General features: G+C 71.5%; 25 protein-coding genes and 1 pseudogene. 8 read left to right on the forward strand and 18 right to left on the reverse strand.

Annotated elements, in window-relative coordinates:
* Window positions 1–82 precede the first annotated feature (82 nt).
* Genes ACIG36_RS17015 through ACIG36_RS17025 form a run of 3 tightly spaced genes read left to right on the forward strand, consistent with a single transcriptional unit; the run spans window position 83 to window position 2471 of the window.
* Window positions 83–364, forward strand: coding sequence for a hypothetical protein (locus ACIG36_RS17015; protein WP_399927864.1), 282 nt, complete (start codon window positions 83–85; stop codon window positions 362–364).
* Entirely contained in the window at window positions 364–1365 is a 1002-nt protein-coding gene (locus ACIG36_RS17020; protein ID WP_399927867.1) for an MvdC/MvdD family ATP grasp protein, read from the forward strand. Before ACIG36_RS17015 ends, ACIG36_RS17020 begins: the two co-directional genes overlap by 1 nt.
* Entirely contained in the window at window positions 1362–2471 is a 1110-nt protein-coding gene (locus tag ACIG36_RS17025; protein ID WP_399927869.1) for a methyltransferase domain-containing protein, read from the forward strand. Before ACIG36_RS17020 ends, ACIG36_RS17025 begins: the two co-directional genes overlap by 4 nt.
* A 62-nt stretch (window positions 2472–2533) precedes the next feature.
* Here the strand turns inward: ACIG36_RS17025 and ACIG36_RS17030 are convergent, their stop codons facing one another.
* Both ACIG36_RS17030 and ACIG36_RS17035 read right to left on the reverse strand, forming a co-directional pair.
* Entirely contained in the window at window positions 2534–3088 is a 555-nt protein-coding gene (locus ACIG36_RS17030; protein WP_399927872.1) for an acyl-CoA thioesterase, read from the reverse strand.
* Window positions 3089–3232: 144 nt separating this feature from the next.
* Window positions 3233–3490 (reverse strand): annotated as a pseudogene (locus tag ACIG36_RS17035) (acyl-CoA thioesterase); the annotation flags it as partial.
* Window positions 3491–3610: 120 nt separating this feature from the next.
* Here ACIG36_RS17035 and ACIG36_RS17040 point away from each other — a divergent pair.
* On the forward strand, window positions 3611–4855 hold the full coding sequence (locus ACIG36_RS17040) for an LCP family protein (RefSeq protein WP_399927874.1): 1245 nt from the start codon (window positions 3611–3613) through the stop codon (window positions 4853–4855).
* A gap of 18 nt (window positions 4856–4873) precedes the next feature.
* On the opposite strand, the gene ACIG36_RS17045 is transcribed toward ACIG36_RS17040, so the two are convergent.
* A complete protein-coding gene (locus ACIG36_RS17045; RefSeq protein WP_399927877.1) occupies window positions 4874–5668 on the reverse strand; it encodes a VOC family protein in 795 nt (264 codons plus the stop codon).
* Window positions 5669–5808: 140 nt separating this feature from the next.
* On the reverse strand, window positions 5809–6966 hold the full coding sequence (locus ACIG36_RS17050) for an acyl-CoA dehydrogenase (RefSeq protein WP_399927879.1): 1158 nt from the start codon (window positions 6964–6966) through the stop codon (window positions 5809–5811).
* 218 nt (window positions 6967–7184) lie between these two features.
* Here ACIG36_RS17050 and ACIG36_RS17055 point away from each other — a divergent pair, with 218 nt between their 5' ends.
* Entirely contained in the window at window positions 7185–8525 is a 1341-nt protein-coding gene (locus ACIG36_RS17055) for a UDP-glucose dehydrogenase family protein (protein ID WP_399928917.1), read from the forward strand.
* A 48-nt stretch (window positions 8526–8573) separates the two neighbouring features.
* Here the strand turns inward: ACIG36_RS17055 and ACIG36_RS17060 are convergent, their stop codons facing one another.
* Genes ACIG36_RS17060 through ACIG36_RS17070 form a run of 3 tightly spaced genes read right to left on the reverse strand, consistent with a single transcriptional unit; the run spans window position 8574 to window position 11468 of the window.
* A complete protein-coding gene (locus ACIG36_RS17060; protein WP_399927881.1) occupies window positions 8574–9767 on the reverse strand; it encodes a dipeptidase in 1194 nt (397 codons plus the stop codon).
* A 4-nt stretch (window positions 9768–9771) separates the two neighbouring features.
* Window positions 9772–10302 carry a 5-(carboxyamino)imidazole ribonucleotide mutase gene (gene purE / locus ACIG36_RS17065; RefSeq protein WP_399927883.1) on the reverse strand — a complete coding sequence of 177 codons (531 nt, stop codon included), beginning with the start codon at window positions 10300–10302 and terminating at the stop codon, window positions 9772–9774.
* Window positions 10299–11468 (reverse strand): 5-(carboxyamino)imidazole ribonucleotide synthase, encoded by a 1170-nt coding sequence (locus tag ACIG36_RS17070; RefSeq protein WP_399927886.1) that lies wholly within the window; start codon window positions 11466–11468, stop codon window positions 10299–10301. The genes purE and ACIG36_RS17070 overlap by 4 nt, the downstream gene beginning before the upstream one ends.
* A 158-nt stretch (window positions 11469–11626) precedes the next feature.
* Here ACIG36_RS17070 and ACIG36_RS17075 point away from each other — a divergent pair, with 158 nt between their 5' ends.
* Window positions 11627–12136, forward strand: a complete 510-nt coding sequence (locus ACIG36_RS17075; protein WP_399927889.1) for a GtrA family protein — start codon at window positions 11627–11629, stop codon at window positions 12134–12136.
* Window positions 12137–12224: 88 nt separating this feature from the next.
* Here the strand turns inward: ACIG36_RS17075 and ACIG36_RS17080 are convergent, their stop codons facing one another.
* Entirely contained in the window at window positions 12225–13469 is a 1245-nt protein-coding gene (locus ACIG36_RS17080) for an ATP-binding protein (RefSeq protein ID WP_399927892.1), read from the reverse strand.
* Between the two features lie 31 nt (window positions 13470–13500).
* Window positions 13501–14181, reverse strand: coding sequence for a response regulator transcription factor (locus tag ACIG36_RS17085; RefSeq protein ID WP_399927894.1), 681 nt, complete (start codon window positions 14179–14181; stop codon window positions 13501–13503).
* Between the two features lie 470 nt (window positions 14182–14651).
* On the opposite strand from ACIG36_RS17085, the gene ACIG36_RS17090 reads away from it, so the two are divergent.
* Window positions 14652–16184, forward strand: coding sequence for a peptide MFS transporter (locus ACIG36_RS17090; RefSeq protein ID WP_399927896.1), 1533 nt, complete (start codon window positions 14652–14654; stop codon window positions 16182–16184).
* A 67-nt stretch (window positions 16185–16251) separates the two neighbouring features.
* Here ACIG36_RS17090 and ACIG36_RS17095 read toward each other — a convergent pair whose 3' ends face one another.
* From ACIG36_RS17095 to ACIG36_RS17115, 5 genes are all read right to left on the reverse strand, one after another.
* Window positions 16252–17289 (reverse strand): neocarzinostatin apoprotein domain-containing protein, encoded by a 1038-nt coding sequence (locus ACIG36_RS17095; RefSeq protein ID WP_399927897.1) that lies wholly within the window; start codon window positions 17287–17289, stop codon window positions 16252–16254.
* Window positions 17286–18101: a hypothetical protein gene (locus tag ACIG36_RS17100; RefSeq protein WP_399927900.1), complete on the reverse strand. Its 816-nt coding sequence runs from the start codon at window positions 18099–18101 to the stop codon at window positions 17286–17288. Before ACIG36_RS17100 ends, ACIG36_RS17095 begins: the two co-directional genes overlap by 4 nt.
* 36 nt (window positions 18102–18137) lie before the next feature.
* Complete coding sequence (locus tag ACIG36_RS17105) at window positions 18138–18947, reverse strand: LPXTG cell wall anchor domain-containing protein (protein ID WP_399927903.1); 810 nt, start codon at window positions 18945–18947, stop codon at window positions 18138–18140.
* Between the two features lie 137 nt (window positions 18948–19084).
* Entirely contained in the window at window positions 19085–19579 is a 495-nt protein-coding gene (locus tag ACIG36_RS17110; RefSeq protein WP_399927906.1) for an ATP-binding protein, read from the reverse strand.
* Between the two features lie 142 nt (window positions 19580–19721).
* Entirely contained in the window at window positions 19722–20090 is a 369-nt protein-coding gene (locus ACIG36_RS17115) for an STAS domain-containing protein (RefSeq protein WP_399927909.1), read from the reverse strand.
* A 241-nt stretch (window positions 20091–20331) separates the two neighbouring features.
* Here ACIG36_RS17115 and ACIG36_RS17120 point away from each other — a divergent pair, with 241 nt between their 5' ends.
* Window positions 20332–21243 (forward strand): RNA polymerase sigma factor SigF, encoded by a 912-nt coding sequence (locus ACIG36_RS17120; protein ID WP_399928919.1) that lies wholly within the window; start codon window positions 20332–20334, stop codon window positions 21241–21243.
* Window positions 21244–21355: 112 nt separating this feature from the next.
* Here the strand turns inward: ACIG36_RS17120 and hutI are convergent, their stop codons facing one another.
* From hutI to hutU, 4 genes are read right to left on the reverse strand one after another with little or no spacing between them, the layout of a single operon-like run.
* Window positions 21356–22522, reverse strand: coding sequence for an imidazolonepropionase (gene hutI, locus ACIG36_RS17125; protein WP_399927910.1), 1167 nt, complete (start codon window positions 22520–22522; stop codon window positions 21356–21358).
* 20 nt (window positions 22523–22542) lie between these two features.
* Window positions 22543–23973, reverse strand: a complete 1431-nt coding sequence (locus ACIG36_RS17130; RefSeq protein WP_399927913.1) for a formimidoylglutamate deiminase — start codon at window positions 23971–23973, stop codon at window positions 22543–22545.
* Complete coding sequence (locus ACIG36_RS17135; RefSeq protein WP_399927915.1) at window positions 23964–25247, reverse strand: allantoate amidohydrolase; 1284 nt, start codon at window positions 25245–25247, stop codon at window positions 23964–23966. The genes ACIG36_RS17130 and ACIG36_RS17135 overlap by 10 nt, the downstream gene beginning before the upstream one ends.
* The gene (gene hutU, locus ACIG36_RS17140) at window positions 25244–26902 is read right to left on the reverse strand and encodes a urocanate hydratase (protein WP_399927918.1); all 1659 of its coding nucleotides are present in this window, start codon (window positions 26900–26902) and stop codon (window positions 25244–25246) included. The genes ACIG36_RS17135 and hutU overlap by 4 nt, the downstream gene beginning before the upstream one ends.
* Window positions 26903–26964: the final 62 nt, after the last annotated feature.

Raw genomic sequence — 26964 nt, forward strand, 5'->3', positions numbered from 1 at the left:
ACCAACGCCCGCCCGACCGATCCTGAATCGGCCGGGCGGGTCATCCAACCGGTTCGAGCACCACCGACATCAAGGAGAAAACGTGTCCGTACTGACTGACCGACTCCCGACTCGGAACCGCGCGATCAACCAGGAACCGTCCGGCCCGCTCGCAACCCGGCCGTTCGGCCTCGACGCGCTGACCAACGTGCAGCCCGTCGGCATCCCCTCGCAGTCCTTCACCGTCGACCCCGCGTCGCAGCTCTCCCTCGTCGACGGCGAGGTGTGCCTCGACCACGCGCCGACCATGAAGAACACCATCTGCAACACGGAGTCCGACGGCAAAGACGCCATCGCCGTGGACGAGGACCAGAACGACGACTGATGACCACACCATCCGGTGAGAGCACGCGCGGCCAAGCGCCGCGCGTGCTCGTCGTCACCTTCGCCCTCGACCCCACCGCCGACTACGTCCTGCGCGAACTCAACGCCCGCCACATACCTTTCTGGCGTACCGACCTCGCCGACTTCCCCACCCGATCCGCCCTGTCCACCCAGCTCGGCGCCGACGGCCGATGGATGGGCACCATGCGCGACGCCGGGCGCGGAGTGGACCTCTCGGAACTCCGCGCCGTCTGGTGGCGGAAGCCCACCCCGTTTGCCTTCCCCGACACCATGAGCGGGCCCGAACAGGCTTTCGCTACTTCACAGGCCAAACGCGCAGTCTCCGGCGTGCTCGGCTCCCTCCCTGGCGTCTTATGGATCAACCGCCCCGAGCGCAACGCCGACTGCACCAAGCCAAGACAGCTCGCCGCCGCGGCCGAGGCCGGCCTGCACGTCCCCGAGACGCTGATCACGAACAATCCCGCCGACGTCCCTCCCTTCGCCGAGCGCTGCGGCGGGCGCATCATCACCAAGGTTCTCGGCGGCATCGTCCACACCGAGGCCAACACCCGAGGACAGCTCTACACCCGCCGTGTCCCACCGGAGCAGTGGAACGACCCCCGTATCGGCCTGACCGCCCACCTGTTCCAACGCGAGATCACCGATAAGGCGTACGAGGTCCGGGTGACCGTCGTCAACGGGCAGACCTTCCCCGTCGCCATCCACGCCCCGGACGGCCCCGCCCGTCTCGACTGGCGTACCGACTCCAACAGCCTCCACTACAGCACCGCCCTTCTTCCCCGCGAAGTCCAACAGGGAATCGAGGCGATGATGTGGCGCCTCGACCTCGTATTCGCCGCCCTCGACTTCATCGTCGACAGCCGCGGCACGCACTACCTCGTTGACGTCAACCCCGGCGGCCAATGGGCATGGATCGACCAGACCCGCGACGCCATCACGCACGCCCTCGCCAACCTCTTGGAGAAAGGCAGCACTACGTGACCACCGAGACCGATCTCGACCAGGAAGCGGCGCAGCGACGCGCCACGCTCGTACAGACCCTCGTTGACGCCGGCGACCTGACCGACCCCACGTGGCGAGACGCCTTCGAGAAAGTCGCCCGTCACAAGTGCGTGCCCTACTTCCACGACCACGCCGGCCGGAAGATCACCGGAGACGATCCCGAGACGCGCGAGCAGTGGCTCACCGCCGTGCACGAAGATCGCCCGCTGGTCACGCACCGCACCGACGGGGCCGCCACGTCGAGCAGCTCGCAGCCATCGATCATGGCAACCATGCTCGAAGCGTTGCAGATCGCCGACGGAATGCGCGTCCTCGAACTGGGGGCCGGCACCGGCTATAACGCTGCCCTGCTCGCGCACCGGCTCGGCGACGACAACGTCGTGACCATCGATGTCTCACCGGACATCACCGGCCCCGCCCGTGAGCGCCTCGCCGCCACAGGACATCACCCGCTCGTCGTCACCGGCGACGGAAGCTTCGGATGGCCCGACAAGGCTCCGTACGACCGGATCATCGCAACCTGTCAGCTCAGGACCGTCCCGCTCGCGCTCGTGAAACAACTCACCGAGGGCGGATTCATCCTCGCCCCGCTCGGCAACGCCCTCGCTCGCATCCATCGCACGGGCGAGCGAACCGCGGAAGGGGCCTTCCTCCCCGGCGGTGCGTTCTTCATGCCTCTGCGGCGCGGTGCCGACGACGGACAACCAGCACACCGGCCCGCCCTGCCCGATGCCCCCGGCCGGCCTTCCCGCCTGCCTGCCGCCGCCATCGCGAACAACGACTTCCGCTTTCTCCTGAGCATCGCCGTGCCGGGCCTCACATGGCAGTACGACCTCGACGACAACAGGAAGCCCACGGGCGCCCGCGTCTGGACGCCCGACGGCGCAATCGCCAGCCTCATGGCCGACGGCACCGTGACCGAGGCTGGTCCCCGCCGCCTCTGGGCCGCCCTCGAAGAGGAGTACGACACGTTCCTCACCACAGGCGAGCCCGGCCCTGATCGGTTCGGTGTCACGATCAACGAGGAGGCACAGCGCGTCTGGCTCGACGCCCCCGACGGGCAAGGGTGGAACCTCACCGCCTGAGCAGACAGAACGCCACCGGCCCCGGTACCCCTCTGAGCGGTACCGGGGCCGCCGCACGTCCCCTACTCGTCGTCGAGCCCCTCGGCCGCCCGGTTCTGCCGCAGTTCCTTAATCGCGCGGCGCCGCGCAAGCCGGTGCGTCCGCCGAATCTGCGCTTCCTGGTAGCGGCGCCGGTCCTTCTCCGTCTCGGGTATCACCGGCGGCACGGGCCGCGGCTTCCCGTTCTCGTCGACGGCCGCGAAGACGAGATAGGCACTGCCGACCTGCACGGCCGGCGTGGACTCATTCCAGCGCTCCGCCATCACCCGAACGCCGACTTCCATCGAACTCCGACCCGTCCAATTGCACTGCGCTTGGACGTGAACAAGATCGCCAACGCGAACCGGTTCGAGGAATGCCATTTCGTCCATGGAGGCCGTGACCGCGGGACCGCCGGAGTGCCGTCCGGCGACCGCGCCCGCTACGTCGTCCACGAGCTTCATGATCACGCCGCCGTGCACGGTGCCGAGCAGGTTCGTGTCGCTCGCCGTCATGATGTGGGACAGGGTCGTACGGGCAGCCGACGAGGGCTTGCCGGGAAGTTCGCGGCCCTCGGCGCCGGCGACGTATTCGCTCATGCGTCCACTTTAAGCAAGTGGACGGGCCCGATCTTGCGCGGTACGCAATCGGCCCCGGGGCCCGCAGGGCGGGCGCCGGGGCCGTCACGCGGCCGCCTGCGGGGCAAACCCGCAGGTCAGCGCAGTTTGTGTTTCAGAGGACTACATGTGGACGAGGTCGCCGACGCGGACCGGCTCGAGAAAGGCCATCTCGTCCATCGAGGCGGTGACGGCGGCGCCACCGGAGTGCCGGCCCGCGACCGCGCCCGCCACGTCGTCCACCAGCTTCATGATCACCCCGCCGTGCACGGTGCCCAGCAGATTGGTGTCGTTGCCGGTCATGATGTGGGAGAGCGTGGTGCGGGAAGCCGAGGTGGGCTTGCCGGATATCTCCGCCTCGGGGCTCCGGTCCTCATGGGTCATGCCCTCCACTGTATGCGGGCGCGGATGCGGCGGTCGGTTTGCATCAGCTCTGCAACAGGCCTGCCACGGTCCCGTCCGCCCCTTGCGGGTCGCCGCGCACCTGCAGGCACACTCGATGTCATGACTGATTGGCCCGATTCGAGCGGCCCCGAGGGGCGTGAGCGGTACGGGCGCGGCAGCACCGGTGTCCGCCCGGAGAGCCCGCGCACCATGCCGCACGCCCGGCGCGGCGGCCCGCCGCCGCAGTACCGGCCGCCCCAGGACTCCCCCGGCGACCGGGGCGGGCACGGCTCCGGGGGCGGCGACGGCTACAGCACGGGACAGGTCTACGGCCGCGGGGCCGGCGGTCCCGGCGGGCGGGCGCCGCGCGCGGGCGCTCCCGACTGGCGCAAGCGCGTCAAGATCGGGGCGGTCGTCCTGGTCACCGCGCTGCTGGCCGTCGGCGGCGGTACGTACTTCTGGGCCGACGGGAAGCTGCGCCGCGAGGTCGACCTGAGCAAGGTCGCGGACCGTCCGCAGCCCGGCAAGGGCACGAACTACCTCATCGTGGGGTCCGACAGCCGCGAGGGCCTGTCCGACGAGGACAAGAAGGAACTGCACACCGGGTCGGCGGACGGCAAGCGCACCGACTCGATGATGATCCTGCACACCGGCGACAACGGCACCACCATGCTGAGCCTGCCGCGCGACTCGTACGTGACGATTCCCGCCTTCACCGGCAAGGAGTCCGGCAAGCGCTTCGCGGCGTCCACGCACAAGCTGAACCAGGCCTACTCGGACGGCGGCGCGGAGCTGCTGGCGCAGACCATCGAGTACAACACCGGGCTGCGCATCGACCACTACGCGGAGATCGGCTTCGGGGGCTTCCGCAATCTCGTCGACGCGCTCGGCGGCGTGGAGATGTGCCTGGACAAGCCGCTGAAGGACCGGGACTCGGGCGCCGACTTCAAGGCGGGCTGCCAGGAGCTGAACGGCGCGCAGTCGCTGGCGTTCGTCCGCCAGCGCCACCAGGAGGCCGACCAGGACCTGGGCCGGATGCGCAACCAGCAGAAGTTCCTGAACACCCTCGCCAAGCAGGCGGCCTCGCCCGCCACGGTCCTCAACCCCTTCCGCCTCTACCCGGTCATCGGCTCGGGGCTCGACACCCTCATCGTCGACAAGGACATGGGGCTGTGGGACCTGATGGACATGTTCTGGGCGATGAAGGGCGTCACGGGCGGGGACGGGCAGCAACTGACCGTGCCGATCTCGAACCCGAACCTGCCCACGCGCGACGGCGCGGCGGTGAAGTGGGACACGGCCAGGGCCAAGCAGCTCTTCGAGCAGCTGAAGCAGGACCGGAAGGTCACCGTCACCGGCGGTTGACGGGGGCGGTGACCCGCTTCAGCCGGCCTCGGGCGACGGCCCCGTCGCATTGATGACGGCGAACACGGCGCCCTGCGGGTCCTGCAGGACCGCCATCCGGCCCGCCACCATGTCGAACGGCGGCTTGAGGACGTTGCCACCGGCCCTGACCAGCGCGTCGACCGTGCTGTCGGTGTCGTCGACGGAGAAGTACGTCAGCCAGTGCGAGGGCGATCCGGGCGGGGAGTTCTCCAGGCTCTGCAGGCCGCCGACCGTCCGGTCCCGCGCCTCGAGGGACCAGTAGCCGGGCGCCCCCTCCATGGGGGCGGCCGTCAGGCCGAGGGCGGCCGAGTAGAAGGTGCGGGCCTCGTCGGGGTCGGCGGTGTTGAGCTCGTTCCACACCACCGAGCCCGGCTCGTTGACCACCTGCGCCCCGTAGAAGTCCTTGGCCTGCCACAGCCCGAACACCGCGCCCGTGTTGTCCGCCACGACGGCCATCCGGCCGAGCGTGAGGACGTCCATCGGGTCCATCAGCGGCGTGCCGCGGTTGTCCCTGACCTTCCGGACGGCCGCGTCGGTGTCGGTGACGGCCAGGTAGGTGGTCCAGGCCGGGGGCGGCTTGGAGCCGCCCTCCTGGGCCATCGAGGTCATGATCCCCGCGACGGCTTTTCCGTTGAGGGTGCACACCGCGTACCCGCCGGTCTCCGGCGGACCGGGCTCCCCCTGCCAGCCGAACAGGTCCCGGTAGAGGTCCAGGGCCTCCCGCTGGTCGGGCACCACGAGGTCCACCCAGCAGGGCGTACCGGGCACGTAGGGCTTGGTTACCTCGGGCATGACGCTGGCCTCCCTGGCGGTACGGGGCGCTCCCCCGCGACCACCTTCACCCGCCGGACGACGCCACGCCACCGGAGGAAACGCGAACGGCCCCCGGCGCGACTGCCGAGGGCCGTTCGTCCGTCCGCGTGGCGGGGCGCCTACGGGAGGTTGCGGGCCATGACGATGCGCTGGACCTGGTTGGTGCCCTCGTAGATCTGGGTGATCTTGGCGTCGCGCATCATGCGCTCCACCGGGTAGTCGCGCGTGTAGCCGTAGCCGCCGAGGAGCTGGACGGCGTCGGTGGTGATCTCCATCGCGGCGTCGGAGGCGTAGCACTTGGCGGCGGCGCCGTAGAAGGTGAGGTCGGAGTCGAGGCGCTCGGACTTGGCGGCGGCGGCGTAGGTCAGCTGCCGGGCGGCCTCGAGCTTCATGGCCATGTCGGCCAGCATGAACTGGACGCCCTGGAAGTCGGCGATCGGCTTGCCGAACTGCTTGCGCTCCTGGACGTAGCCCTTGGCGTAGTCGAGGGCGCCCTGGGCGATGCCCAGCGCCTGGGCGGCGATGGTGATGCGGGTGTGGTCCAGGGTCTTCATCGCGGTGGCGAACCCGGTGCCCTCCGCGCCGATCATGCGGTCGGCGGGGATGCGGACGTTGTCGAGGTAGACCTCGCGGGTCGGGGAGCCCTTGATGCCGAGCTTCTTCTCCGGGGCGCCGAAGGAGACGCCCTCGTCCGCCTTCTCCACGACGAAGGCCGAGATGCCCTTGGAGCGCTTCTCCGGGTCGGTGACGGCCATGACCGTGTAGAAGTCGCTGACGCCGGCGTTGGTGATCCAGCGCTTGACGCCGTTGAGGACCCAGTAGTCGCCGTCGCGGACGGCCTTGGTCTTCATGCCCGCCGCGTCGGAGCCCGCGTCGGGCTCGCTCAGGCAGTAGGAGAACATCGAGTCGCCCTTGGCGAGCGGGCTCAGGTAGCGCTTCTTGAGCTCCTCGGAGCCGGAGAGCACGACCGGCAGCGAGCCGAGCTTGTTGACCGCCGGAATGAGGGAGGACGAGGCACAGACGCGCGCGACCTCCTCGATCACGATCACCGTGGCGAGCGCGTCCGCGCCGGCTCCGCCGAACGCCTCGGGCACGTGCACCGCGTGCAGGTCCGCGGCCACGAGCGCGTCGAGCGCCTCCTGCGGGAAGCGGCCCTCCTCGTCCACCTCGGCGGCGAACGGCGCGATCTTCGCCTCGGCGAGCGAGCGCACGACCTTTCGGAGCTCGACGTGCTCCTCGGACGGCCGGTACAGGTCGAAGTCCTTGTTTCCCGCCAAGGCGTACTCCCCAGAGAGTTAACTACCGTTTAGTAACCACGATTCTAGGGTCGGCGCCGCGGCCGGGGATACGTGAGCTTGCCGACAACGGGCGATCACCCGGGATCCTTCCCGGCGCGCCCCCGACTATGCTCGGGCAACGCAATCCGGCCCGGCGGCCCCCAGAATCAATAAGCGCAGCAAGCCCACGGCCCCAAGATCAGCACATGGAGCACCGCATGGCCCTCAAGATCACCGTGATCGGCACCGGCTACCTGGGCGCCACCCACGCAGCGGCCATGGCCGAGCTCGGGTTCGAGGTGCTGGGGCTCGACGTGGTGCCCGAGAAGATCGAGACGCTCTCGCGCGGCGAGGTCCCGATGTACGAGCCCGGTCTGGCGGAGCTGCTGCGCAAGCACGTCGCCGGTCTGGAGGGCTCCACCGGACGGCTGCGCTTCACCACCTCCTGGGAAGAGGTCGGCGAATTCGGCGACGTGCACTTCGTCTGCGTGAACACCCCGCAGAAGCACGGCGAGTACGCCTGCGACATGTCCTACGTCGAGAGCGCCTTCGCCTCGCTGGCGCCGCGGCTGCGCCGCCCGGCGCTCGTCGTCGGCAAGTCGACCGTCCCGGTGGGCAGCGCGGAGCGGCTCGCGCGGACGCTGGCCGAGCTGGCCCCGGCGGGCGAGGACGTGGAGCTCGCCTGGAACCCGGAGTTCCTGCGCGAGGGCTTCGCCGTGCAGGACACCCTGCACCCCGACCGCATCGTCGTGGGCGTCGCCGGCGAGCGCGGCGAGAAGCTGCTGCGCGAGGTGTACGCCACGCCGATCGGCGAGGGCTCCCCGTTCGTGGTCGCCGACTACCCGACCGCCGAGCTGGTCAAGACCGCCGCCAACTCCTTCCTCGCCACCAAGATCTCCTTCATCAACGCCATGGCCGAGGTCTGCGAGGCCGCCGACGGTGACGTGGTCAAGCTCGCGGAGGCCATCGGTCACGACGAGCGCATCGGCAAGAAGTTCCTGCGGGCCGGCGTCGGCTTCGGCGGCGGCTGCCTGCCGAAGGACATCCGGGCGTTCATGGCGCGCGCCGGTGAGCTGGGCGCCGACCAGGCGCTGACGTTCCTGCGCGAGGTCGACTCCATCAACATGCGCCGCCGCGCCCACATGGTCGAGCTGGCCCGCGAGTCCGTCGGCGGCAGCTTCCTCGGGCAGCGGGTGGCGGTGCTGGGCGCCACGTTCAAGCCGGACTCGGACGACGTCCGGGACTCGCCCGCGCTCAACGTGGCCGGCCAGATCCATCTGCAGGGCGGCCAGGTGACGGTCTACGACCCCAAGGGCATGGACAACGCCGGCCGTCTCTTCCCCACCCTGGCCTACGCGCCGAGCGCGCTCGAGGCGTGCCGGGGCGCGCACGTGGTGCTGCACCTGACGGAGTGGGCCGAGTTCCGGGAGCTGGACCCGGCGGCGGTCGCCGAGGTCGTCGCCACGCCCCGGATGATCGACGGCCGCAACGCGCTCGACGCCGACGCCTGGCGGGCGGCCGGCTGGTCGTTCCGCGCGATGGGACGCCCGCGGGCCTAGGGGGTGTCCGGTGGGACGGGCCGGTGCCGGCCCGTCCGGTGGCCGGTGTCAGCCGTCCAGCTGGTCGATCGTCGCGATCGACGGGCTGCGCACGGTGGAGAGCTCCCGCGCCACGTCCTCCGCGGCCCGCAGCACGCGGACCGCGTTGCGCCACGTCAGCTTGGCCAGGTCCGCGTCCGACCAGCCGCGTCGCAGCAGCTCGGCGATCAGGTGGGGGTAGCCCGAGACGTCCGTCAGGCCGTCGGGGGTGAACGCCGTGCCGTCGTAGTCGCCGCCGATGCCGATGTGGTCGATGCCGGCGACCTCACGCATGTGGTCGAGGTGGTCGGCGACCGTGGCGGTCGTGGCACGCGGCCGGGGGTTGGCCTTCTCGAAGGCGCTGTGCACGGCCATCGCCCGCTCGGTGGTGTCCAGGTGGTGCAGGCCGTGCGCGCGCATGTTCTCGTCCGCCGCCCGGGTCCAGGCCACGGCCTCCGGCAGGACGAACTTCGGCACGAACGTCGCCATCGCCACGCCGCCGTTCGCGGCGAGCGAGCCCAGCACGTCGTCCGGGACGTTGCGCGGGTGGTCGCAGACGGCGCGCGCCGAGGAGTGCGAGAAGATCACCGGCGCCTCGCTGACCCGCAGCGCGTCCCGCATGGTGCCGGCGGAGACGTGCGAGAGGTCGACGAGCATGCCGAGGCGGTTCATCTCGCGGACGACCTCCTCGCCGAAGCGGGTCAGCCCGCCCGCCGCCGGCTCGTCCGTCGCCGAGTCCGCCCACGGGATGTTGTCGTTGTGGGTGAGCGTCATATAGCGGACGCCCAGCTGGTGCAGCGCGCGCAGCGTGGCCAGCGAGCAGTTGATGCTGTGACCGCCCTCGGCGCCCATCAGCGAGGCGATGCGGCCCTCGGCCCGCGCGGCCTCCATGTCGTCGGCGGTGAAGGCCAGGCGCAGGTCGGCGGGGTAGCGGTCGGCGAGGCGCCGGACGACGTCGATCTGCTCGAGGGTGGCGCTGACCGCCTCGTCGCCGGCCATGTCGGACCGTACGTACACCGACCAGAACTGGGCCCCGACCCCGCCCGCGCGCAGCCGGGGCAGGTCGGTGTGCAGGCCGGCGCCGCTCTGGTCGGCGGCGATGTCGCGCCGGTCGAGGTCGTAGCGGACCTGCTGGCGCAGCGCCCAGGGCAGGTCGTTGTGGCCGTCGACGACGGGGTGCTCGGCGAGAAGCTCCCGGGCGCGGGCCAGGGCCGGGTCCGTCATGCGGTCAGCCTCCGAATCCGAAGCCGGCGCCCTGCGTCTTCGAGCGCAGCCGCCGGCCCTTCTCGGTGGCCTGCTCGTTGAGCTCGTCCTGGAAGTGGCGCATCCGGGCGAGCAGTTCCTCGTCGTGCGCGGCGAGCATGCGGACCGCGAGCAGTCCGGCGTTGCGGGCGCCCGCGACGGAGACGGTGGCGACGGGCACCCCGGCGGGCATCTGCACGATGGACAGCAGGGAGTCCATGCCGTCCAGGTACTTCAGCGGCACGGGTACGCCGATGACCGGCAGCGGTGTGACGGAGGCCAGCATGCCGGGAAGGTGGGCGGCGCCGCCCGCGCCCGCGATGACCGCCTTGAGGCCGCGGCCCGCGGCCCGCTCCCCGTACTCGATCATCTCGCGCGGCATGCGGTGCGCGGAGACGACGTCGACCTCGTAGGGGATCTCGAACTCGTCCAGGGCCTTCGCGGCCGCTTCCATGACGGGCCAGTCGGAGTCGGAGCCCATGACGATGCCGATGAGGGGGGAGCCGGGGGCTGTCATTCCGTGATCGTTCCTCGCAGGTATCCGGCGGCGTGGGCGGCGCGCTCGCGCACGTCGTCCAGGTCGTCGCCGTAGGTGTTGACGTGTCCGACCTTGCGGCCGGGCTTGACGTCCTTGCCATACATGTGGATCTTCAGGCCCGGGTCGCGCGCCATGCAATGCAGGTACGCGTAATACATGTCCGGATAGTCGCCGCCGAGAACATTGGCCATGACGGTCCACTTGGCGCGCGGCCGCGGGTCGCCGAGCGGCAGGTCGAGGACGGCCCGGACGTGGTTGGCGAACTGCGAGGTGATCGCGCCGTCCTGGGTCCAGTGGCCGGAGTTGTGCGGGCGCATGGCCAGCTCGTTGACCAGCACCCGGCCGTCGGCGGTCTCGAACAGCTCCACGGCGAGGTGGCCGACGACGCCCAGTTCCTTGGCGATCCGCAGCGCGAGCTGCTGGGCGTGGGCCGAGAGCTCCTCGGACAGGCCGGGGGCGGGAGCGATGACCGTGTCGCAGACGCCGTCGACCTGGATCGACTCGACGACCGGGTACGAGACGGCCTGGCCGTGCGGGGAGCGGACGACGTTGGCGGCGAGCTCACGGACGAAGTCGACCTTCTCCTCGGCGAGCACCGGGACGCCCGCCCGGAAGGGCACCTCCGCCTCCTCGGCGTCGCGGACGACCCACACGCCCTTGCCGTCGTAGCCGCCGCGGACGGTCTTGAGGACGACGGGGAAGCCGTTGCCTTCCTCCGCGAAGCGCTCGACGTCGGCGGGGTCCTCGACGATCCGGTGCCGGGGGCACGGCACTCCGATCGAGTCGAGCTTCGCCCGCATCACGCCCTTGTCCTGGGCGTGCACCAATGCGTCGGGCCCCGGGCGGACGGGGATGCCGTCGGCCTCCAGGGCCCGTAGGTGCTCGGTCGGTACATGCTCGTGATCGAAGGTGATCACATCGCAGCCTCGTGCGAAAGCACGAAGGGTCTCCAGGTCGCGGTAGTCGCCGATGACGACGTCGCTGACCACCTGGGCCGCCGAGTCCTGCGGGGTATCGCTGAGCAGCTTGAACTTGATGCCGAGGGGGATGCCCGCCTCGTGGGTCATACGGGCGAGCTGGCCGCCGCCGACCATGCCGACTACCGGGAACGTCACGCCCCCAGGGTATCCGTACGCACGAACCATCCCTACCGCCCCTGGATGTTCCTCCAAGTCAGGAGGCTTTCGCTCCGGCGATGAATCGACGACGAACCGGTGGCGATAAGGACCGAAAAGCGTGCGTTCGCCGTTCGTTCACCGACTCTCCAGGTGGGCTCCCCGCACCGCTGGTTAGCATGAACGACATGACTCTTCGGCGCACAGTACGTTCCCGGCTGGAGCGGCTGGCCCGCGAAATCGCGAAGTTCGGGGCCGTCGGTGCCATCGGGTTCGTGGTCAACTTCATCGTCTTCAACATCTGCGTCCACGGCATGGGTCTCGCCGTCGTCCGCTCCGGCGTCATCGCCACGGCCGTCGCCATCTGCACCAACTACATCGGCAACCGCTACTGGACCTACCGCGACACCGACAAGAACCGGCGCAGCCGCGAACTGTCCCTGTTCCTGCTCTTCAGCGGCATCGGCCTGGTGATCGAGAACGGCATCCTGGCCCTCTCGCACTACGGCTTCGGCCTGACCTCCCCACTCGCCGACAACATCGCGAAGAACGTCATCGGCCTCGGCCTCGGCACCGTCTTCCGCTTCTGGTCCTACCGGACCTGGGTGTTCAGGGCGCTGCCGGCCCGCGAGGCCGTCCAGACCGCCGAATCGTTCCTGGCCGACGCCCCGCCGCAGCGCGTGGACGCGGGTAAGTAAGGAAGACCGCCGAGCCTCAGTCGTCGTGATCCGCTTCGCGGCCGAGGCCCCTCTAGTCGTCGTGATCCGCTTCGCGGCTCAGGCCCCTCTAGTCGTCGTGATCCGCTTCGCGGCTCAGAAAGAGTGCGAACACCGGCGGGTACTGCTGCAGCAGCTCCAGCCTGCCGCCGTCCGCCTCCGCCAGGTCGCGGGCGACGGCCAGGCCCAGACCGGTGGAGTTGCGGCCGCTGACCGTCCGCTCGAAGACCCTCGCGCCCAGGTCGGCCGGGACGCCCGGACCCTCGTCGGTGACCTCGACCACCGCCTGGTTGCCGGTCACCCGGGTGCGCAGGGCGACCGTTCCGTCGCCGTGCATCAGCGAGTTCTCGATCAGCGTCGCCAGTACCTGTGAGACCGCGCCGGGTGTGCCCACCGCGCGCAGCCCCTGCTTGCCCGAGCTCACCAGGGCCCGGCCGGCCGTGCGGGTGGCGGGCCGCCACTCCTCGATCTGCTGCTTGATGACCTCGTCGAGGTCGAAGGTGACCGCGGAGCCCGTCTGCGGGTCGCGGGAGTTGGTCAGCAGCCGCTGGACCACGTCGGTCAGCCGCTCCACCTGCGCCAGGGCGACCGTCGCCTCCTCCTTGACCGTGTCCGGGTCGTCGGTGACGGTGATCTCCTCCAGCCGCATGGACAGCGCGGTCAGCGGCGTGCGCAGCTGGTGCGAGGCGTCGGCCGCCAGCCGGCGCTCGGCCGTCAGCATCCGGGCGATGCGCTCGGCGCTCGCGTCCAGGACGTCGGCGACCCGGTCCAGCTCCGGCACCCCGTAGCGGCGGTGGCGGGGGCGGGGGTCGCCGGAGCCCAGCCGCTCCGCGGTCTCGGCGAGGTCGGTGAGCGGGGCGGTGAGCCGGCTGGCCTGGCGCACGGCGAGGAACACGGCGGCGACCACCGCCAGCAGGGCCACGGCCAGGATCACCAGCAGGGTGCGGCCGACCTCGCGGCTGACCGTGGAGCGGGACTCCTCCACCAGGACGGTCTCGCCCTGCTCGCCCTTCTGGGTCGCGGTGATGATCCCGCCCTCGGGGCGGGTGCCGATCTCGATGGACTGCCGGCCGGGGATGTCGATGCGCGCGTACCGCTTGGGGGTGATCTGCTCGCGCAGCACCTCCGACTCCACGCGCTCGCCGCCCGCCAGCCGGCTGTCCACGACGCTCACCAGGCGCACGGCCTCGGACTGCACGCTCTCCTGGGCGCTGCTCTCGATCGTGCGGGTCTCGACGATGACGAGCGAGATGCCGAAGACGGCGATCACGACGAGGACCACGGCGAGCGTGGAGTTGATCAGTCGGCGGCGCACGGTGTCCTGTTCCTCCCGGCTGCTGCCGGACTCAGCTCTTCTCGAAGCGGAAGCCGACGCCCCGGACGGTGGCGATGTAGCGGGGGTTGGCGGCGTCGTCCCCGAGCTTCTTGCGCAGCCAGGAGATGTGCATGTCGAGGGTCTTGGTGGAGGACCACCAGGTGGTGTCCCACACCTCACGCATCAGCTGGTCGCGGGTGACGACCCGGCCGGCGTCGCGCACCAGCACCCGCAGCAGGTCGAACTCCTTCGCCGTGAGCTGCAGTTCCTCCTCGCCCATCCAGGCGCGGTGCGACTCGACGTCGATGCGCACGCCGTGCGTGGCGGGCGGCTGCTGGTGGGTGTCGGCGGTGCCGCGCCGCAGCAGGGCCCGTACCCGGGCGAGGAGTTCGGCGAGCCGGAAGGGCTTGGTGACGTAGTCGTCGGCGCCGGCGTCCAGGCCGACCACGGTGTCCACCTCGTCGGCGCGGGCGGTGAGCACCAGCACCGGGAAGCCGTGACCCTCGGTGCGGAGTCTGCGGCAGACCTCCAGACCGTCCATACCGGGCAGCCCGAGGTCGAGGACGAGCAGGTCCACGCCTCCCTGAAGGCCGGCGTCCAGCGCCGTGGGCCCGTCTTCGCGTACCTCCACCTCGTACCCTTCGCGGCGCAGAGCGCGTGCGAGCGGCTCCGAGATGGAAGCGTCATCCTCGGCGAGCAGTACTCGGGTCATGCCCAGATGGTAGTCCGCCCGTGCGCACGTCAGAGGAGTAGAAGGTGCTACCTGGGGCAACACTTCACCGAAAGTGCTATCACCTTCGAATACTCGTGTTTGGTTCCGGCGGAGGCTGTGATCCATGTCTCAACGCCTTCCATTCCGGGGCAGGGTGTGACGTATGGTGACCCGACGTCTGTAGCACCACCGAGGGACCTTCGGCTTGTCCGACGCGCCGAAGGTCTCTGTTGTGCGCAGGGCTGGAGAACCCAGTCTTGTTTCACAGTGAATGACCTGTCGGCCGGGTTCTTCGCGCGAAGGTGCGCGGGGGCGTGGATCCCGGCGTACGGCTGTCCTGCCGGCTCCTCGCACCCCGGGGGGCCGAACCCCTCGGGCGTGGGGGCGGACGGCGCAGTAGCCGGTGCCGGCCAACCCCCACCCGGGCGCGCACTCGCTCCACCGCGCGTCCCGAGACACAAGGATTGACCATGGCGTCCAGCCTGACGAAGGGCACGGCGGAATCGGGGAAGACCTCCCCTGACTCCGGCAAGACGTTCTTCGGCCACCCCCGCGGTCTGGCCCCCCTCTTCCTGACGGAGATGTGGGAGCGCTTCAGCTACTACGGCATGCGCGCCCTTCTCGTCGTCTACCTGATCGCCGGCGGCCCGGACGCCAAGCCCGACAGCCAGGGCGGCGGTCTGGCGATGCCCGAGGCCAGTGCGGTGGCCATCTACTCCGTCTACGTGGCGATGGTGTACCTGCTCGCCATGCCCGGCGGCTGGTTCGGCGACCGCGTCTGGGGCCCGCGCAAGACGGTGACCATCGCGGCCTGCACCATCATGGTCGGCCACCTGGCGCTGGCGATTCCGGGCAAGCCCTCCTTCTTCGCGGGCCTCGCGCTCGTCGCGCTGGGCTCCGGTCTGCTGAAGTCCAACATCTCCACGATGGTCGGCCACCTCTACGACGGCCCCCAGGACCCGCGCCGGGACGGTGGCTTCACCGTCTTCTACATGGGCATCAACCTCGGTGCCTTCTTCTCGCCGCTGGTCATCGGCACCATCGGCCAGAAGGTCAACTGGCACCTGGGCTTCACCATCGCCGCCGCCGGTATGGCGGTCGGCCTGGCCTGCTTCCTGTGGGGCACCCGCCACCTGGACCCGAAGAGCAGCATCGTCCCGAAGCCGCTCTCGGCCGCCGAGAAGAAGTCCACGCTCGTCAAGGGCCTGGTCTGGCTCGCCGTCGCGGCGGTCTTCTACGGCGTCGTCGGCGGCACCGGCCACTTCACGCTCAACTGGGCGCTGGTCCCGATCGCGCTGGCCGGCCTGGTCATCCCGATCTCCGTCCTGGCCCGCATCAAGCGCGACAAGGACCTCTCGGACGCCGAGCAGACCAAGGTCAGCGGCTACATCTGGTTCTTCGTGGCCGCCGCCGTGTTCTGGATGATCTTCGACCAGGCGGGCTCGACGATGTCGACCTTCGCCGAGAAGAAGACCGCGGACAACGTCTTCGGGTTCGGCTTCCCGTCCACCTGGTTCCAGTCGGTCAACCCGCTGTGGGTCATGGCGCTCGCCCCGGTGTTCGCCTGGCTGTGGACGTGGCTCTCGCGTCGTGACCGCGAGCCGAGCACCACGGTGAAGTTCTCGATGGCGATGGTCGGCATCGGCGCCTCGTTCTTCGTCTTCGCCGTCCCGATGGCGATGGCCGAGGACGGCTCGAAGGTCAGCCCGATGTGGCTGCTGTCGATCTACATGATCCAGACCATGGGCGAGCTGTGCCTCTCCCCGGTCGGCCTGTCGCTCACGACGAAGATGGCGCCGCAGAAGTACGCCAGCCAGATGATGGGCGTGTGGTTCCTCGCCGTCACCGCCGGCGACTGCACCATGACCCTGCTGGCGACGGCGGGCGTGGACCTCAACGGCATCAGCGTGATCGTGGCCCAGGCCGCGGCGGCCACCCTCGCGGGCTTCGCCGTGTGGATGTACCGCAAGAAGATCGAGGCCCTGATGGGCGACGTGCGCTGACGCCGAGCTCCTCGGACCGTACGTGAGAAGTGCCCCGGCGCGATGACGCGCCGGGGCACTTCGCGTTTCACCGCGCGCCCTCCTCCCGCGCCTGCTCCTCCCGCGCGCGACGCGACGGCGCGTGGCGCGGGTCGGTGGCCGGCGTGAACCAGGGCAGGGCGCCCGGTGCGCCGGACGCTCCCGCGGGCGGCCGGACGGGCGTACGGGACCGCACCCGGTCGACGACCGCCATGCCGGCCCGGAAGACCGCCAGCGGGACCACCACGCACAGCAGGACCCAGAACAGCGTCACGCCCCACGGCCGCGCGACGTCCCAGCGCTGCTCGACGAGGACCTTCCCGCCGTACTCCAGCGACAGCAGGTGCTCCCCGTACGCGCCCGCCGCCAGCTCCACGTCCACCACGACGCGCTCCGTGCGACCGGCGGCCACCGTGCCCCGCCAGGGCCGCTCCTCCCACGAGGGGGCGAGCACGCCCCGCGCCACGCCCAGCCGGAAGACCGGATTCCGGGCCGGGCCCGCGCCCAGATTGGCGACCTTGACCACCAGGCGGCGCGCCGGCGGCGCCCCGAACCACGTCAGCAGCCCACTGGAGCCCTCCAGGCCGGCCGAGAGCGCCCTCAGCCGCTCGCCGCCCTTCTCCTCCGGCAGCACGGCCACCGGGTGGCCCGTGACGGCGAGCGCCGCGTCCGCGGCCTCCGGGTCGCCGCTGACGGTCGCGACGTGCAGGACACAGGGGCATGGCCTGGGCGGCGCCACGACGGGGACGCTCCGGCGGAACGTACCGTCGGCGCCGGCCGTCACCGTCCGGCCGTCTCCGTTGGCGCAGGCGTTGGTGCCGCCGATCATGTTCTGGCCGCAGAGCAGGAGGGTGAGCAGGGCGCCGGGACGCCAGCCCGTGCCGCTCACGGTGACGGAACCGCCCTTGGGGGCCTCCGCGCGGTCCACGGCGACCGTGGGGCCGACGGCGGCTCGAGGGGCGACCGGTGCGGCTGGGGCCTGCAGGACGGCCGGGGCCGGCACAGCGGCCGGGGCCGCCGCGGTCAGCAGGAGGAGCAGGGCCGCCAGGGCGGCCGCGGGGCGCGCCCGTACGCCGCCGCCCCTCATGAGCGGGCCCGGCGCCGTCGTACCCACCGCACGGCCACGCCCGCCGCGGCCAGGCCGCCCAGCCCGGTCAGGGCCGGGCCGAGCCAGGGCAGCGGGGTGTAGGCGCCGGTCGCGGAGGCCCGGGTGCCGTCCGGGGCGGTGGCCGTGACGCTGACCTCCACCCGGTCCAGGCGCGGGGCGTCCGGCCATCTCTCCGCCAGCCGCACGCTGCCCCCCGGCGGCAGCTCGCCGGGCGTCCGCGTCGCCGGGCGCCGCAGGACCTCGCCGAACAGTCCCTCCGCGCGCAGGGTCAGGCGCGGGGCGAGGGCGGTGTTGCCCCGGTTCACCAGCGCGTAGCGGATCACCGTGTTCCGGCCCGTGCCGCTGACCCGTACGCGCTCCACGGAGAGCGCGGAGAGCGCCGGACCACTGACCCGTACGGCCATCGGCACCCGGACCAGACGGCCGTCCCCGGACACGACGACGGCCGCGGAGTGGCCGCCCGGTGCCGTGCCCGCCGGGACGGTGACGGTGAGGGGGACGTCCGCGCGGGTGCGGGGCGGCAGGTCCACCCGGCGCGCGGCCAGGGAGATCCACGGCCCGGTACCGCGCAGCTCGACGGTCCGCGGCCGGTCGCCGGGGTTGAGGACGGACAGCTTGTCCTCGAGGACCGTGCCCGGGGCGCCCTCCAGGTAGAAGGACGAACGGCCGCCGGGCGCGGGCGCTGCCGTCCACGGTGGCGCGTCCGCCGCCGCGCCGGCCGCCGCCGGTGCCGGGGCGAGCAGCGCGAGGGCGGCCGACAGCGCGGCGGCGGCACGGGTACGGGACGTCATCGGCGGCTCCCTGTGCTGGGCGGCGGCGTGCGGGGTTCAGCCGGTGGTGCGGCGCCTGCGGGTGAGCCAGAGGGTTCCGGCGACCCCGGCGAGGAGGACCGTGCCGCCGAGGGTGCCGAGGGCGACGGCGGAATCGGAGGGGCCGGTCTGCGGGAGCTGGCCACCGCCGGTGGAGGACGATCCGCCGGTGGTCGAGCCACCGGTGGTCGTGCCTCCGGTGGTCGTGCCTCCGGTGGAGCCGCCTGTCGAACCGCCGGTGGTCGAGCCTCCGGTGGAACCGCCCGTCGTCGAGCCGCCCGTCGAGCCGCCCGTGGTCCCGCCCGGCGCCTTCACGTCGAGGGTCAGCGAGGGCTTGGGGTTGTTGGTGGGGTTGCAGGTGGTCGTGGTGCCCAGGGCCTGGATGGTGAGGGTGGAGGCGGTGAAGGTGACCTGACCGCCCTTCTTGGGGGTGTAGGTACCCGAGAGGTCACTGATCTTGATGGGGGTTTTCGGAGGTATCGGCTCCGCGTTGGGCGGGCCGGAGACCGCCACGGTGCCGGAGTCCGCGCCGCCCAGCGCGATCACGGCACTTGGCTTCATCGCGCCCTTGCCGAGCTCGATGGGGCTCTCCGAGACGCCCTTCTGGAAGGACATGGTGAGCTTGTAGGAGTCACCGCTCGGCACGGCCTTGATGTCGATGGGCGAGACGGCGCTCTTGTCCCCGATGGGGGTCTTGCACGCATAGTTGACGTCGACGGTCTCGGCCCGCGCGGCGGGCGCGACCAGCAGGATCGCGCCCGAGGCCAGCGCCGCGGGGACCGCGAGCGCACGGCCGCGGCGCGCGGCATGGCGTCGGTTGTGGGACACCTGGGGTTCCCCTCTCGTCCGGTGCCGCCGGCGAAGCTTTCTGACGACACATCAGATCGGACGCCGAAGGTACGCCGGGCGCCGTGGAGAGGGAAGACAAGGAACGCGTCGCACTGCGGGCGGCGCGCGGCCTACGCCTACGACGGTCCGGCCAGCTCCGCCCAGACGGTCTTGCCGGTGCCGTCCGTGCGGCGCACGACCCCCCAGTCGAGGCAGAGCCGCTGCACGATGAACATCCCGTGCCCGCCGGGCCGGCCCGCGCGGTGCGGGGTGCGGGGTGCGGGCGTACCGGCGCCGAGGTCGGTGACCTCCAGGCGCAGCACCTTGCCCGTGCGGCTGACCCGCAGTTCCTCGGGGCCGTCGGCGTGCAGGCAGGCGTTGGTGACGAGCTCGGAGACGACCAGCAGTACGTCCTCGGCGGCGGCCCGGTGGTCGGCGGTGACGGCGGGGAGCCAGCCCCAGTCGTGCAGTGCCTGGCGGGTGAAGTCGCGGGAGAGCGGCACAGCGCCGCTGACGCCCACGAGACGCAGCCGGCGGCTCTGGCCGCCGGGCGGCGGTGCGCCGGCCGAGGCGGCGCCCTCCGCCTCCGGACCGGGGCCGTCCGGCGGGGGGCACGCCCGGGTGGTGCTCATCAGCGCCTCACCTCACCGATTCACCGATTCGTACACGAATAATCTTCAACGGATTCAGCAGTCTCCTGCCCGGCGGAATCGGGAGAACACCCCGGATTCAGCAGGACGCCTGTGACACAGGCAACGGAGATTTCCGGACGGCTCAGTCGGCGAGCGCCGCGTCGAGCGTGTCGTGGAGGGTGAAGACGGCTCCCGCGCCCGTGATCTCGAAGACCCGGGCGACGACGGGCGTCATCGCGGCGAGGTGAATCGCGCCACCCGCGGCCTCGGCCTTCAGCCGGGCGCCGAGCAGGACGTTCAGTCCGGTGGAGTCGCAGAAGTCCAGGCCGGAGCAGTCGACGACCACGCGCGCGTCGCCTTCTCTGACGCAGGCCTCGAGGGGTTCGCGCAGTACTTCCGCCGTGTGGTGATCGAGCTCACCCGTCGGTGATACGACGGAACTCACACCGTGGCGCCGGACCTCCACCTGCAGCCGGCCCCTGCTCGCGTTGCCGACCATCCCGCGATCCATGCGCTTCCCTTCGTGCCCTTCGTAGTTGTGCCCACGTGGTGCGGGCAAAACCCTACGCCTTCCATACGCCTGTCCGGAAGCCGAACCTCCGCCAATTAAGAACGAATACGGGCAAATGGGACTTGCCTTGAGAAGCCAAAGACGGGTAGGGCTAGTAGGGACACATCCACCACGGACGGCTTTGGAGGCGCCGCAAACCGCAGCAAAGGGTCACGGCATCGGCTGCCATATGCCGAGAATGATGGAGGAGACCATGTCACCCCGGCTCGACGAACAGCGTTCCCGAACCTCTTGCGAGGCCCGTGAGACCGCCTCGTCGACAACCCCGCCCGAGCACAGCGACCCCGGCCTGGCCGGACTCCCGGAGATCCCCCCGTACGACGAGGTGGGTGCGGTCGACGCGCGTGCTCTGTCCAAGACGCTCTTCGCGCGCCTCGCGTCGCTCGAGGAGGGCACCCACGAATACGCGTACGTCCGCAACACCCTGGTCGAACTGAACCTGGCCCTGGTGAAGTTCGCCGCCTCGCGGTTCCGCTCCCGCAGCGAACCGATGGAGGACATCATCCAGGTGGGCACCATCGGCCTGATCAAGGCCATCGACCGCTTCGAGCTCAGCCGCGGCGTCGAGTTCCCCACCTTCGCGATGCCGACGATCATCGGCGAGATCAAGCGTTTCTTCCGCGACACCAGCTGGTCCGTGCGCGTGCCGCGCCGGCTCCAGGAGCTCCGGCTCGACCTGGCCAAGGCCGGTGACGAGCTCGCGCAGCGCCTGGACCGCTCCCCCACGGTCGGCGAACTCGCCGAGCAGCTGGGCCTGACGGAGGACGAGGTCGTCGAGGGCATGGCCGCGAGCAACGCGTACACCGCGAGCTCGCTGGACGCCCAGGCCGAGGAGGACGAGACCGAGGGCGCGCTCTCGGACCGGATCGGCTACGAGGACCACGGCCTGGAGGGCATCGAGTACGTCGAGTCCCTCAAGCCCCTCATCGCCGAACTGGGCCCGCGCGATCGCCACATCCTCTCCCTGCGCTTCGTGGCCAACATGACGCAGTCGGAGATAGGCGAGGAGCTGGGCATCTCCCAGATGCACGTCTCCCGCCTGCTGTCCCGCACCCTCGTCCGGCTCCGCAAGGGGCTGTTGACCGAGGAGTAGGGGCGTGGTGGACCGGACGTCCTGACGCTGTGTGCCGCACGGGATTCCCGTGCGGCACACAGCGTCAGGACGTTTCCCGTACCGCCTTCAGGCCTTTCCGGCGTTCGGGACTTCAGACCTTGCGCACCCCGCGCTGCCAGACGGCCGACACCAGCGGCACCCCGGGGCGGTAGGCGAGGTGGACGTGGCTGGGGGCGTCCAGCAGGGCCAGGTCGGCGCGGGCTCCCGGGCTCACCCGGCCGAGGTCGGTGCGGCGCAGGGCGGCGGCCCCGCCGGCCGTGGCGGACCACACCGCCTCGTCGGGGGTCATCCCCATGTCGCGCACGGCCAGGGCGATGCAGAAGGGCATCGAACTGGTGAAGGACGAGCCCGGGTTGCAGTCCGTGGACAGTGCGACGGTGGCGCCCGCGTCCAGGAGCCGGCGCGCGTTCGGCCACTGCGCCCGGGTGGAGAACTCCGCGCCGGGCAGGAGGGTGGCGACGGTGTCGCCGTGGGCGAGGGCGTCGACGTCCGCGTCGGTCAGGTGGGTGCAGTGGTCGGCCGAGGCCGCGCCCACCTCCACGGCCAGCTGGACGCCGGGGCCGTGGCCCAGCTGGTTGGCGTGGACGCGCGGGAGCAGGCCGTGCCGCCTGCCCGCCTCGAGGACCGCGCGGGCCTGGTCGCCGTCGAAGGCACCGCGCTCGCAGAACACGTCGACCCAGCGGGCGTGCGGGGCGCACGCCTCGAGCATCTCGCCGGTCACCAGGGCCACATAGCCCTCGGGGTCGTCGGCGAACTCGGGGGCGACGACGTGCGCGCCCAGGTAGGTGACCTCGTCGGTGTGCTGCGCGGCGATGCGCAGGGCGCGGGCCTCGTCGTGGGTGGTCAGGCCGTAGCCGGACTTCGTCTCGAGGGTCGTGGTGCCCTGGCGCAGGGCCTCGCCGAGGTAGCGGGTGAGGTTGGCCTCGAGCTCGGCGTCCGTCGCGGCGCGGGTCGCCGCCACGGTGGTGCGGATGCCACCCGCGCTGTAGCTCCGGCCGGACATGCGGGCGTTGAACTCCGCCGTGCGGTCGCCCGCGAAGACCAGGTGGGAGTGGGAGTCCACGAAGCCGGGGATGCCCGCGCGGCCCTCGGCGTCGACGGCGTTGTCAGTGGCGGGTGCTTTGCTGGACTCACCGACCCAGGCGACGCGGTCGCCGTCGATGACGACCGCCGCGTCCTGGATCAGGCCGAGGGGGCCTTCACCGAGGGAGGGGTCGTTGGTGACGAGACTGCTGATGTTGGTGATCGCCGTGCTCATGCTTTCTCCGGTCGTCGGCGTCAGCCGCGCAGGGCGGCGATGGAGTCGGCCAGGGCCCGGGGCACGTCCGGTACGAGCTGGTGGGCCCCGTCCCGTACGACGTGCCGGCCGCCGACCACCGTATGGCGGATGTCCGCGCCGGTCGCGGCGAATACGGCCGTCTCGGCACCGTGGCGCGGTTCCGGCCCCGCGGTACGGACGGAGTCCAGCGCGACGGTCGTGAGGTCGGCGAGCGCGCCCGGCTCGATGCGGCCCGCGTCGCTCCAGCCGAGGGAGGCGTGGCCGTCCTCGGTGGCGGCGCGCAGCAGTGCGGCGGCGGTCCAATGGCCCCGGGTGCGGCTGCGCAGGCGCTCGTCGAGCTCCATGGCGCGGGCCTCCTCCAGCAGGTCGATGACGGCGTGGCTGTCGCTGCCCAGGGACAGCGGGCTGCCGGCCCGCTGCAGGCGGGCGGCGGGGCCGATGCCGTCGGCGAGGTCGCGTTCGGTCGTGGGGCACATGCAGATGGTCGTGGCCGCGCCGCCGAGGAGGTCGATGTCCTCGTCGGTGAGGTGCGTGGCGTGCACGGCGGAGGTGCGGGGGCCGAGCACGCCGTGGTCGGCGAGCAGCTGGGTGGGGGTGCGGCCGTGGGCGGCGAGGCAGGCGTCGTTCTCGGCGGTCTGCTCGGACAGATGGACGTGCAGGGGCGCCTCGCGGTCCTTCGCCCACCCGGCGACGGTCGCCAGCTGGCCGGCCGGCACGGCGCGTACGGAGTGTACGGCCGCGCCGATCCGGGCGTGGCCGGAGGGCTTCAGGGCGGCCGCGCGCTCGGCCCAGGCGTCGGCCGTGCCGTCGGAGAAGCGGAGCTGGTGGTGGTTGGGGGGCTCGCCGCCGCGTCCATCACCTATGGCGGAGGACAGGTAGGCGGTGTCGAGGAGGGTGATGCGGATGCCGGCTTCGGCGGCGGCCGCGATCAGGGCCTCGCCCATGGCGTTGGGGTCGGCGTAGGGGGTGCCGCCGGGGGCGTGGTGGACGTAGTGGAACTCGCCGACGCAGGTGATGCCGGCGAGGGCCATCTCGGCGTAGGTGGCGCGGGCGAGGGAGAAGTAGTTCTCGGGGGTGAGTTTGTCGGCTACTCCGTACATGACGTTGCGCCAGGTCCAGAATGAATCCGGCACCCGGCTCGCGCTCCGCGTAGGCGGAGGTGAGCCGGCGTGAGAGTGCGCGTTTGCCAGGCCGGGCAGCACGGAGTCGGGTGCCGCCTGCACAACACCCCGCAGAGCGCGGTGGAATGCATGGGAGTGGCTGTTCGCCAATCCGGCCATGGTGAACCCGCGCAGGCTCACCGCCCCCGGCGGCGGCGCCGCGACGCCGGTGCGTACGGCCGTGATCCGCCCGTCGGTGACGTCGATGGCCACGCCGGGCTCGACGTGGGTGCCGAGCCAGGCGTGCTCGGCCCAGTAGGTCACCTGCACGCGAGGCCCTCCAGTACGTCGGCGAGTGCGGTCACTCCGGCCAGGCAGTCGTCCTCGGAGGCCGTTTCGGCCGGCGAGTGGGAGACGCCGGTGGGGTTGCGCACGAACAGCATGGCGGTGGGGATGACGCCGGACAAAATACCCGCGTCGTGTCCGGCGCCCGTGGGCAGTACGGGCACGCCGCCGAGCAGCTTGGCCAGCTCGTCCCGCAGCCCGTGCGCGAACTCCACGACGGGCGTGAAGGACTCGCGGGTGACCCGGACGTCGACGCCGTCGCGCGTGCCGCGCTCGACGGCGGCCTGCTCGATCTCCGCGACGACGGCGGCCAGGGTCTCCTCGTCGGCGGCCCGGGAGTCCAGCCAGCCGCGCACGAGGGAGGCGATGGCGTTGACGCCGTTCGGCTCCACGCTGACCTTCCCGAAGGTGGCCAGGGCGCCGGCGAGACGGGCCTTCTTGCGCGCCGCGAGCACGGTGTTGGCGTAGGTCAGCATCGGGTCGCGGCGGTCCTCGATGCGGGTGGTGCCGGCGTGGTTGGCCTCGCCGTGGAAGTCGAACCGCCAGCGGCCGTGCGGCCAGATCGCCGAGGCCACGCCGACGGCGTGCGGGGTGTCCGCGAGGGCGCGGCCCTGTTCGACGTGGAGCTCGACGAACGCGCCGATGCGGGCGAGGCGTTCGGGGTCGGCCCCGATGGCCTCGGGGTCGTAGCCGGCGCGCTCCATGGCCTGGGCGAGGGAGACGCCGTCCGCGTCGCGGAGGGCGTGTGCCTTCTCGGTGGTGAGCTGTCCGGCGGTCAGCCGGGAGCCGACGCAGGCGAGGCCGAAGCGGGCACCCTCCTCGTCGCCGAAGTTGACGATGGCCAGCGGGCGGTTCGGCCGCGCGCCGCGGGCGCGCAGCTCGTCCAGGGCGGCGAAGGACGACACGACGCCGAGGGGGCCGTCGAAGGCGCCGCCGTCGGGGACGGAGTCCAGGTGGGAGCCGGTGACCACGGCGTCACCGGCGCTCGGGTCGCCGAGCCAGGCCCACTGGTTGCCGTTGCGGTCGACTTCATAGGCCAGCCCGCGGCTTGCGGCTTGCGCCTGGAACCAGGCACGGCAGTCGGCGTCGGCGCCGGTCCAGGCGAAGCGCCTGTAACCACCGGAGTCCTGGTTGCGGCCGATCGGAGCCAGGTCGCGCCACATCTCGTGGAACGACGGTGCGTGGGCGGCCGCGGCCCGGTGGTCGGGCTGCGCCCACCCGTCCCGCCCTGCGGGACGATTGCCCGCAGCGGGGCTCATGCCTCTTCCCGCATCGGGATGCGGACCCCTCGGTCCTCGGCCACCGACTCGGCGATGTCGTAGCCCGCGTCCACGTGCCGGATCACGCCCATCCCCGGGTCGTTCGTCAGTACGCGGCGGATCTTCTCGCCCGCCAGGGCCGTGCCGTCGGCGACCGTCACCTGCCCGGCGTGGATGGAGCGGCCCATGCCGACGCCGCCGCCGTGGTGCAGGGAGACCCAGGAGGCGCCCGAGGCCACGTTGACCATGGCGTTCAGCAGCGGCCAGTCGGCGATCGCGTCGGAGCCGTCCAGCATCGCCTCGGTCTCGCGGTACGGCGAGGCGACCGAGCCGCAGTCGAGGTGGTCGCGGCCGATGACGAGGGGGGCCTGCAGGGTGCCGTCGGCGACCATCTCGTTGAAGCGCTCGCCCGCGCGGTCGCGCTCGCCGTAGCCGAGCCAGCAGATGCGCGCCGGGAGGCCCTGGAAGTGGACGCGCTCGCCGGCCATCTTGATCCAGCGGGCCAGGGACTCGTTCTCGGGGAAGAGGTCGAGGATGGCCTTGTCGGTGGCCGCGATGTCCTTGGGGTCGCCCGAGAGGGCCGCCCAGCGGAAGGGGCCCTTGCCCTCGCAGAAGAGGGGCCGGATGTAGGCGGGGACGAAGCCGGGGAAGTCGAAGGCGCGCGTGTAGCCCGCGAGCTGGGCCTCGCCGCGGATGGAGTTGCCGTAGTCGAAGACCTCGGCGCCCGCGTCCTGGAAGCCGACCATGGCCTCCACGTGGCGGGCCATCGACTCGCGGGCCCGGGTCGTGAAGTCGGCGGGCTTCTCGGCGGCGTAGGACGCCATGTCGTCGAAGTCGACGCCGAGGGGCAGGTAGGACAGCGGGTCGTGGGCGGAGGTCTGGTCCGTCACGATGTCGATCGGGGCGTTCATGGCCAGCAGCTGCGGTACGAGCTCGGCCGCGTTGCCCAGGACTCCGATGGACAGCGGGCGGCGGGCGTCGCGCGCCTCCACGGCCAGCTGCAGGGCGTGGTCGAGGGAGTCGGCCTTGACGTCCAGGTAGCGGTGCTCGATGCGGCGCTCGATGGCGCGCGGGTCGCAGTCGATGCAGATGGCGACGCCGTCGTTCATGGTGACGGCGAGCGGCTGGGCGCCGCCCATGCCGCCGAGGCCGGCGGTCAGGGTGATGGTGCCGGCGAGGGTGCCGCCGAACTTCTTCGCGGCGACGGCGGCGAAGGTCTCGTACGTGCCCTGCAGGATGCCCTGCGTGCCGATGTAGATCCACGACCCGGCGGTCATCTGCCCGTACATGGTCAGGCCGAGGGCCTCCAGGCGCCGGAACTCCTCCCAGTTGGCCCAGTCGCCGACGAGGTTGGAGTTGGCGATCAGGACGCGCGGGGCCCACTCGTGGGTCTGCATCACGCCGACGGGGCGGCCGGACTGGACCAGCATGGTCTCGTCCTGCTTGAGCGAGCGCAGGGTGCGGACCATGGCGTCGAAGGAGCGCCAGTCGCGCGCGGCCTTGCCGGTGCCGCCGTAGACGACGAGCTTGTCGGGGTGCTCGGCGACCTCGGGGTCGAGGTTGTTCTGCAGCATCCGCAGCGCGGCTTCCTGCTGCCACCCCTGGGCACTCAGCTCGGTGCCTCGCGGTGCACGCACGGGTCGCGGTCCTGACATGGGCCCTGCCTCCCTGGCTCTTCTCCCTGTTCTGAATAGAACACTGCACAGTGTGTGTCGCT

Origin of the sequence: Streptomyces sp. NPDC053048 (assembly GCF_044547045.1) — a bacterium.
Lineage (GTDB): Bacteria > Actinomycetota > Actinomycetes > Streptomycetales > Streptomycetaceae > Streptomyces.

Excerpts from the sequence above, each read along its gene's own strand:
- ACIG36_RS17020 (WP_399927867.1), top strand. The coding sequence starts at position 364 with ATGACCACACCATCCGGTGAGAGCACGCGCGGCCAAGCGCCGCGCGTG.
- ACIG36_RS17030 (WP_399927872.1), bottom strand. The coding sequence starts at position 3,088 with ATGAGCGAATACGTCGCCGGCGCCGAGGGCCGCGAACTTCCCGGCAAG.
- ACIG36_RS17040 (WP_399927874.1), top strand. The coding sequence starts at position 3,611 with ATGACTGATTGGCCCGATTCGAGCGGCCCCGAGGGGCGTGAGCGGTAC.
- ACIG36_RS17045 (WP_399927877.1), bottom strand. The coding sequence starts at position 5,668 with ATGCCCGAGGTAACCAAGCCCTACGTGCCCGGTACGCCCTGCTGGGTG.
- ACIG36_RS17055 (WP_399928917.1), top strand. The coding sequence starts at position 7,185 with ATGGCCCTCAAGATCACCGTGATCGGCACCGGCTACCTGGGCGCCACC.
- ACIG36_RS17060 (WP_399927881.1), bottom strand. The coding sequence starts at position 9,767 with ATGACGGACCCGGCCCTGGCCCGCGCCCGGGAGCTTCTCGCCGAGCAC.
- purE (WP_399927883.1), bottom strand. The coding sequence starts at position 10,302 with ATGACAGCCCCCGGCTCCCCCCTCATCGGCATCGTCATGGGCTCCGAC.
- ACIG36_RS17070 (WP_399927886.1), bottom strand. The coding sequence starts at position 11,468 with ATGGTTCGTGCGTACGGATACCCTGGGGGCGTGACGTTCCCGGTAGTC.
- ACIG36_RS17075 (WP_399927889.1), top strand. The coding sequence starts at position 11,627 with ATGACTCTTCGGCGCACAGTACGTTCCCGGCTGGAGCGGCTGGCCCGC.
- ACIG36_RS17085 (WP_399927894.1), bottom strand. The coding sequence starts at position 14,181 with ATGACCCGAGTACTGCTCGCCGAGGATGACGCTTCCATCTCGGAGCCG.
- ACIG36_RS17090 (WP_399927896.1), top strand. The coding sequence starts at position 14,652 with ATGGCGTCCAGCCTGACGAAGGGCACGGCGGAATCGGGGAAGACCTCC.
- ACIG36_RS17095 (WP_399927897.1), bottom strand. The coding sequence starts at position 17,289 with ATGAGGGGCGGCGGCGTACGGGCGCGCCCCGCGGCCGCCCTGGCGGCC.
- ACIG36_RS17100 (WP_399927900.1), bottom strand. The coding sequence starts at position 18,101 with ATGACGTCCCGTACCCGTGCCGCCGCCGCGCTGTCGGCCGCCCTCGCG.
- ACIG36_RS17110 (WP_399927906.1), bottom strand. The coding sequence starts at position 19,579 with ATGAGCACCACCCGGGCGTGCCCCCCGCCGGACGGCCCCGGTCCGGAG.
- ACIG36_RS17115 (WP_399927909.1), bottom strand. The coding sequence starts at position 20,090 with ATGGATCGCGGGATGGTCGGCAACGCGAGCAGGGGCCGGCTGCAGGTG.
- ACIG36_RS17120 (WP_399928919.1), top strand. The coding sequence starts at position 20,332 with ATGGAGGAGACCATGTCACCCCGGCTCGACGAACAGCGTTCCCGAACC.
- hutI (WP_399927910.1), bottom strand. The coding sequence starts at position 22,522 with ATGAGCACGGCGATCACCAACATCAGCAGTCTCGTCACCAACGACCCC.
- ACIG36_RS17135 (WP_399927915.1), bottom strand. The coding sequence starts at position 25,247 with ATGAGCCCCGCTGCGGGCAATCGTCCCGCAGGGCGGGACGGGTGGGCG.
- hutU (WP_399927918.1), bottom strand. The coding sequence starts at position 26,902 with ATGTCAGGACCGCGACCCGTGCGTGCACCGCGAGGCACCGAGCTGAGT.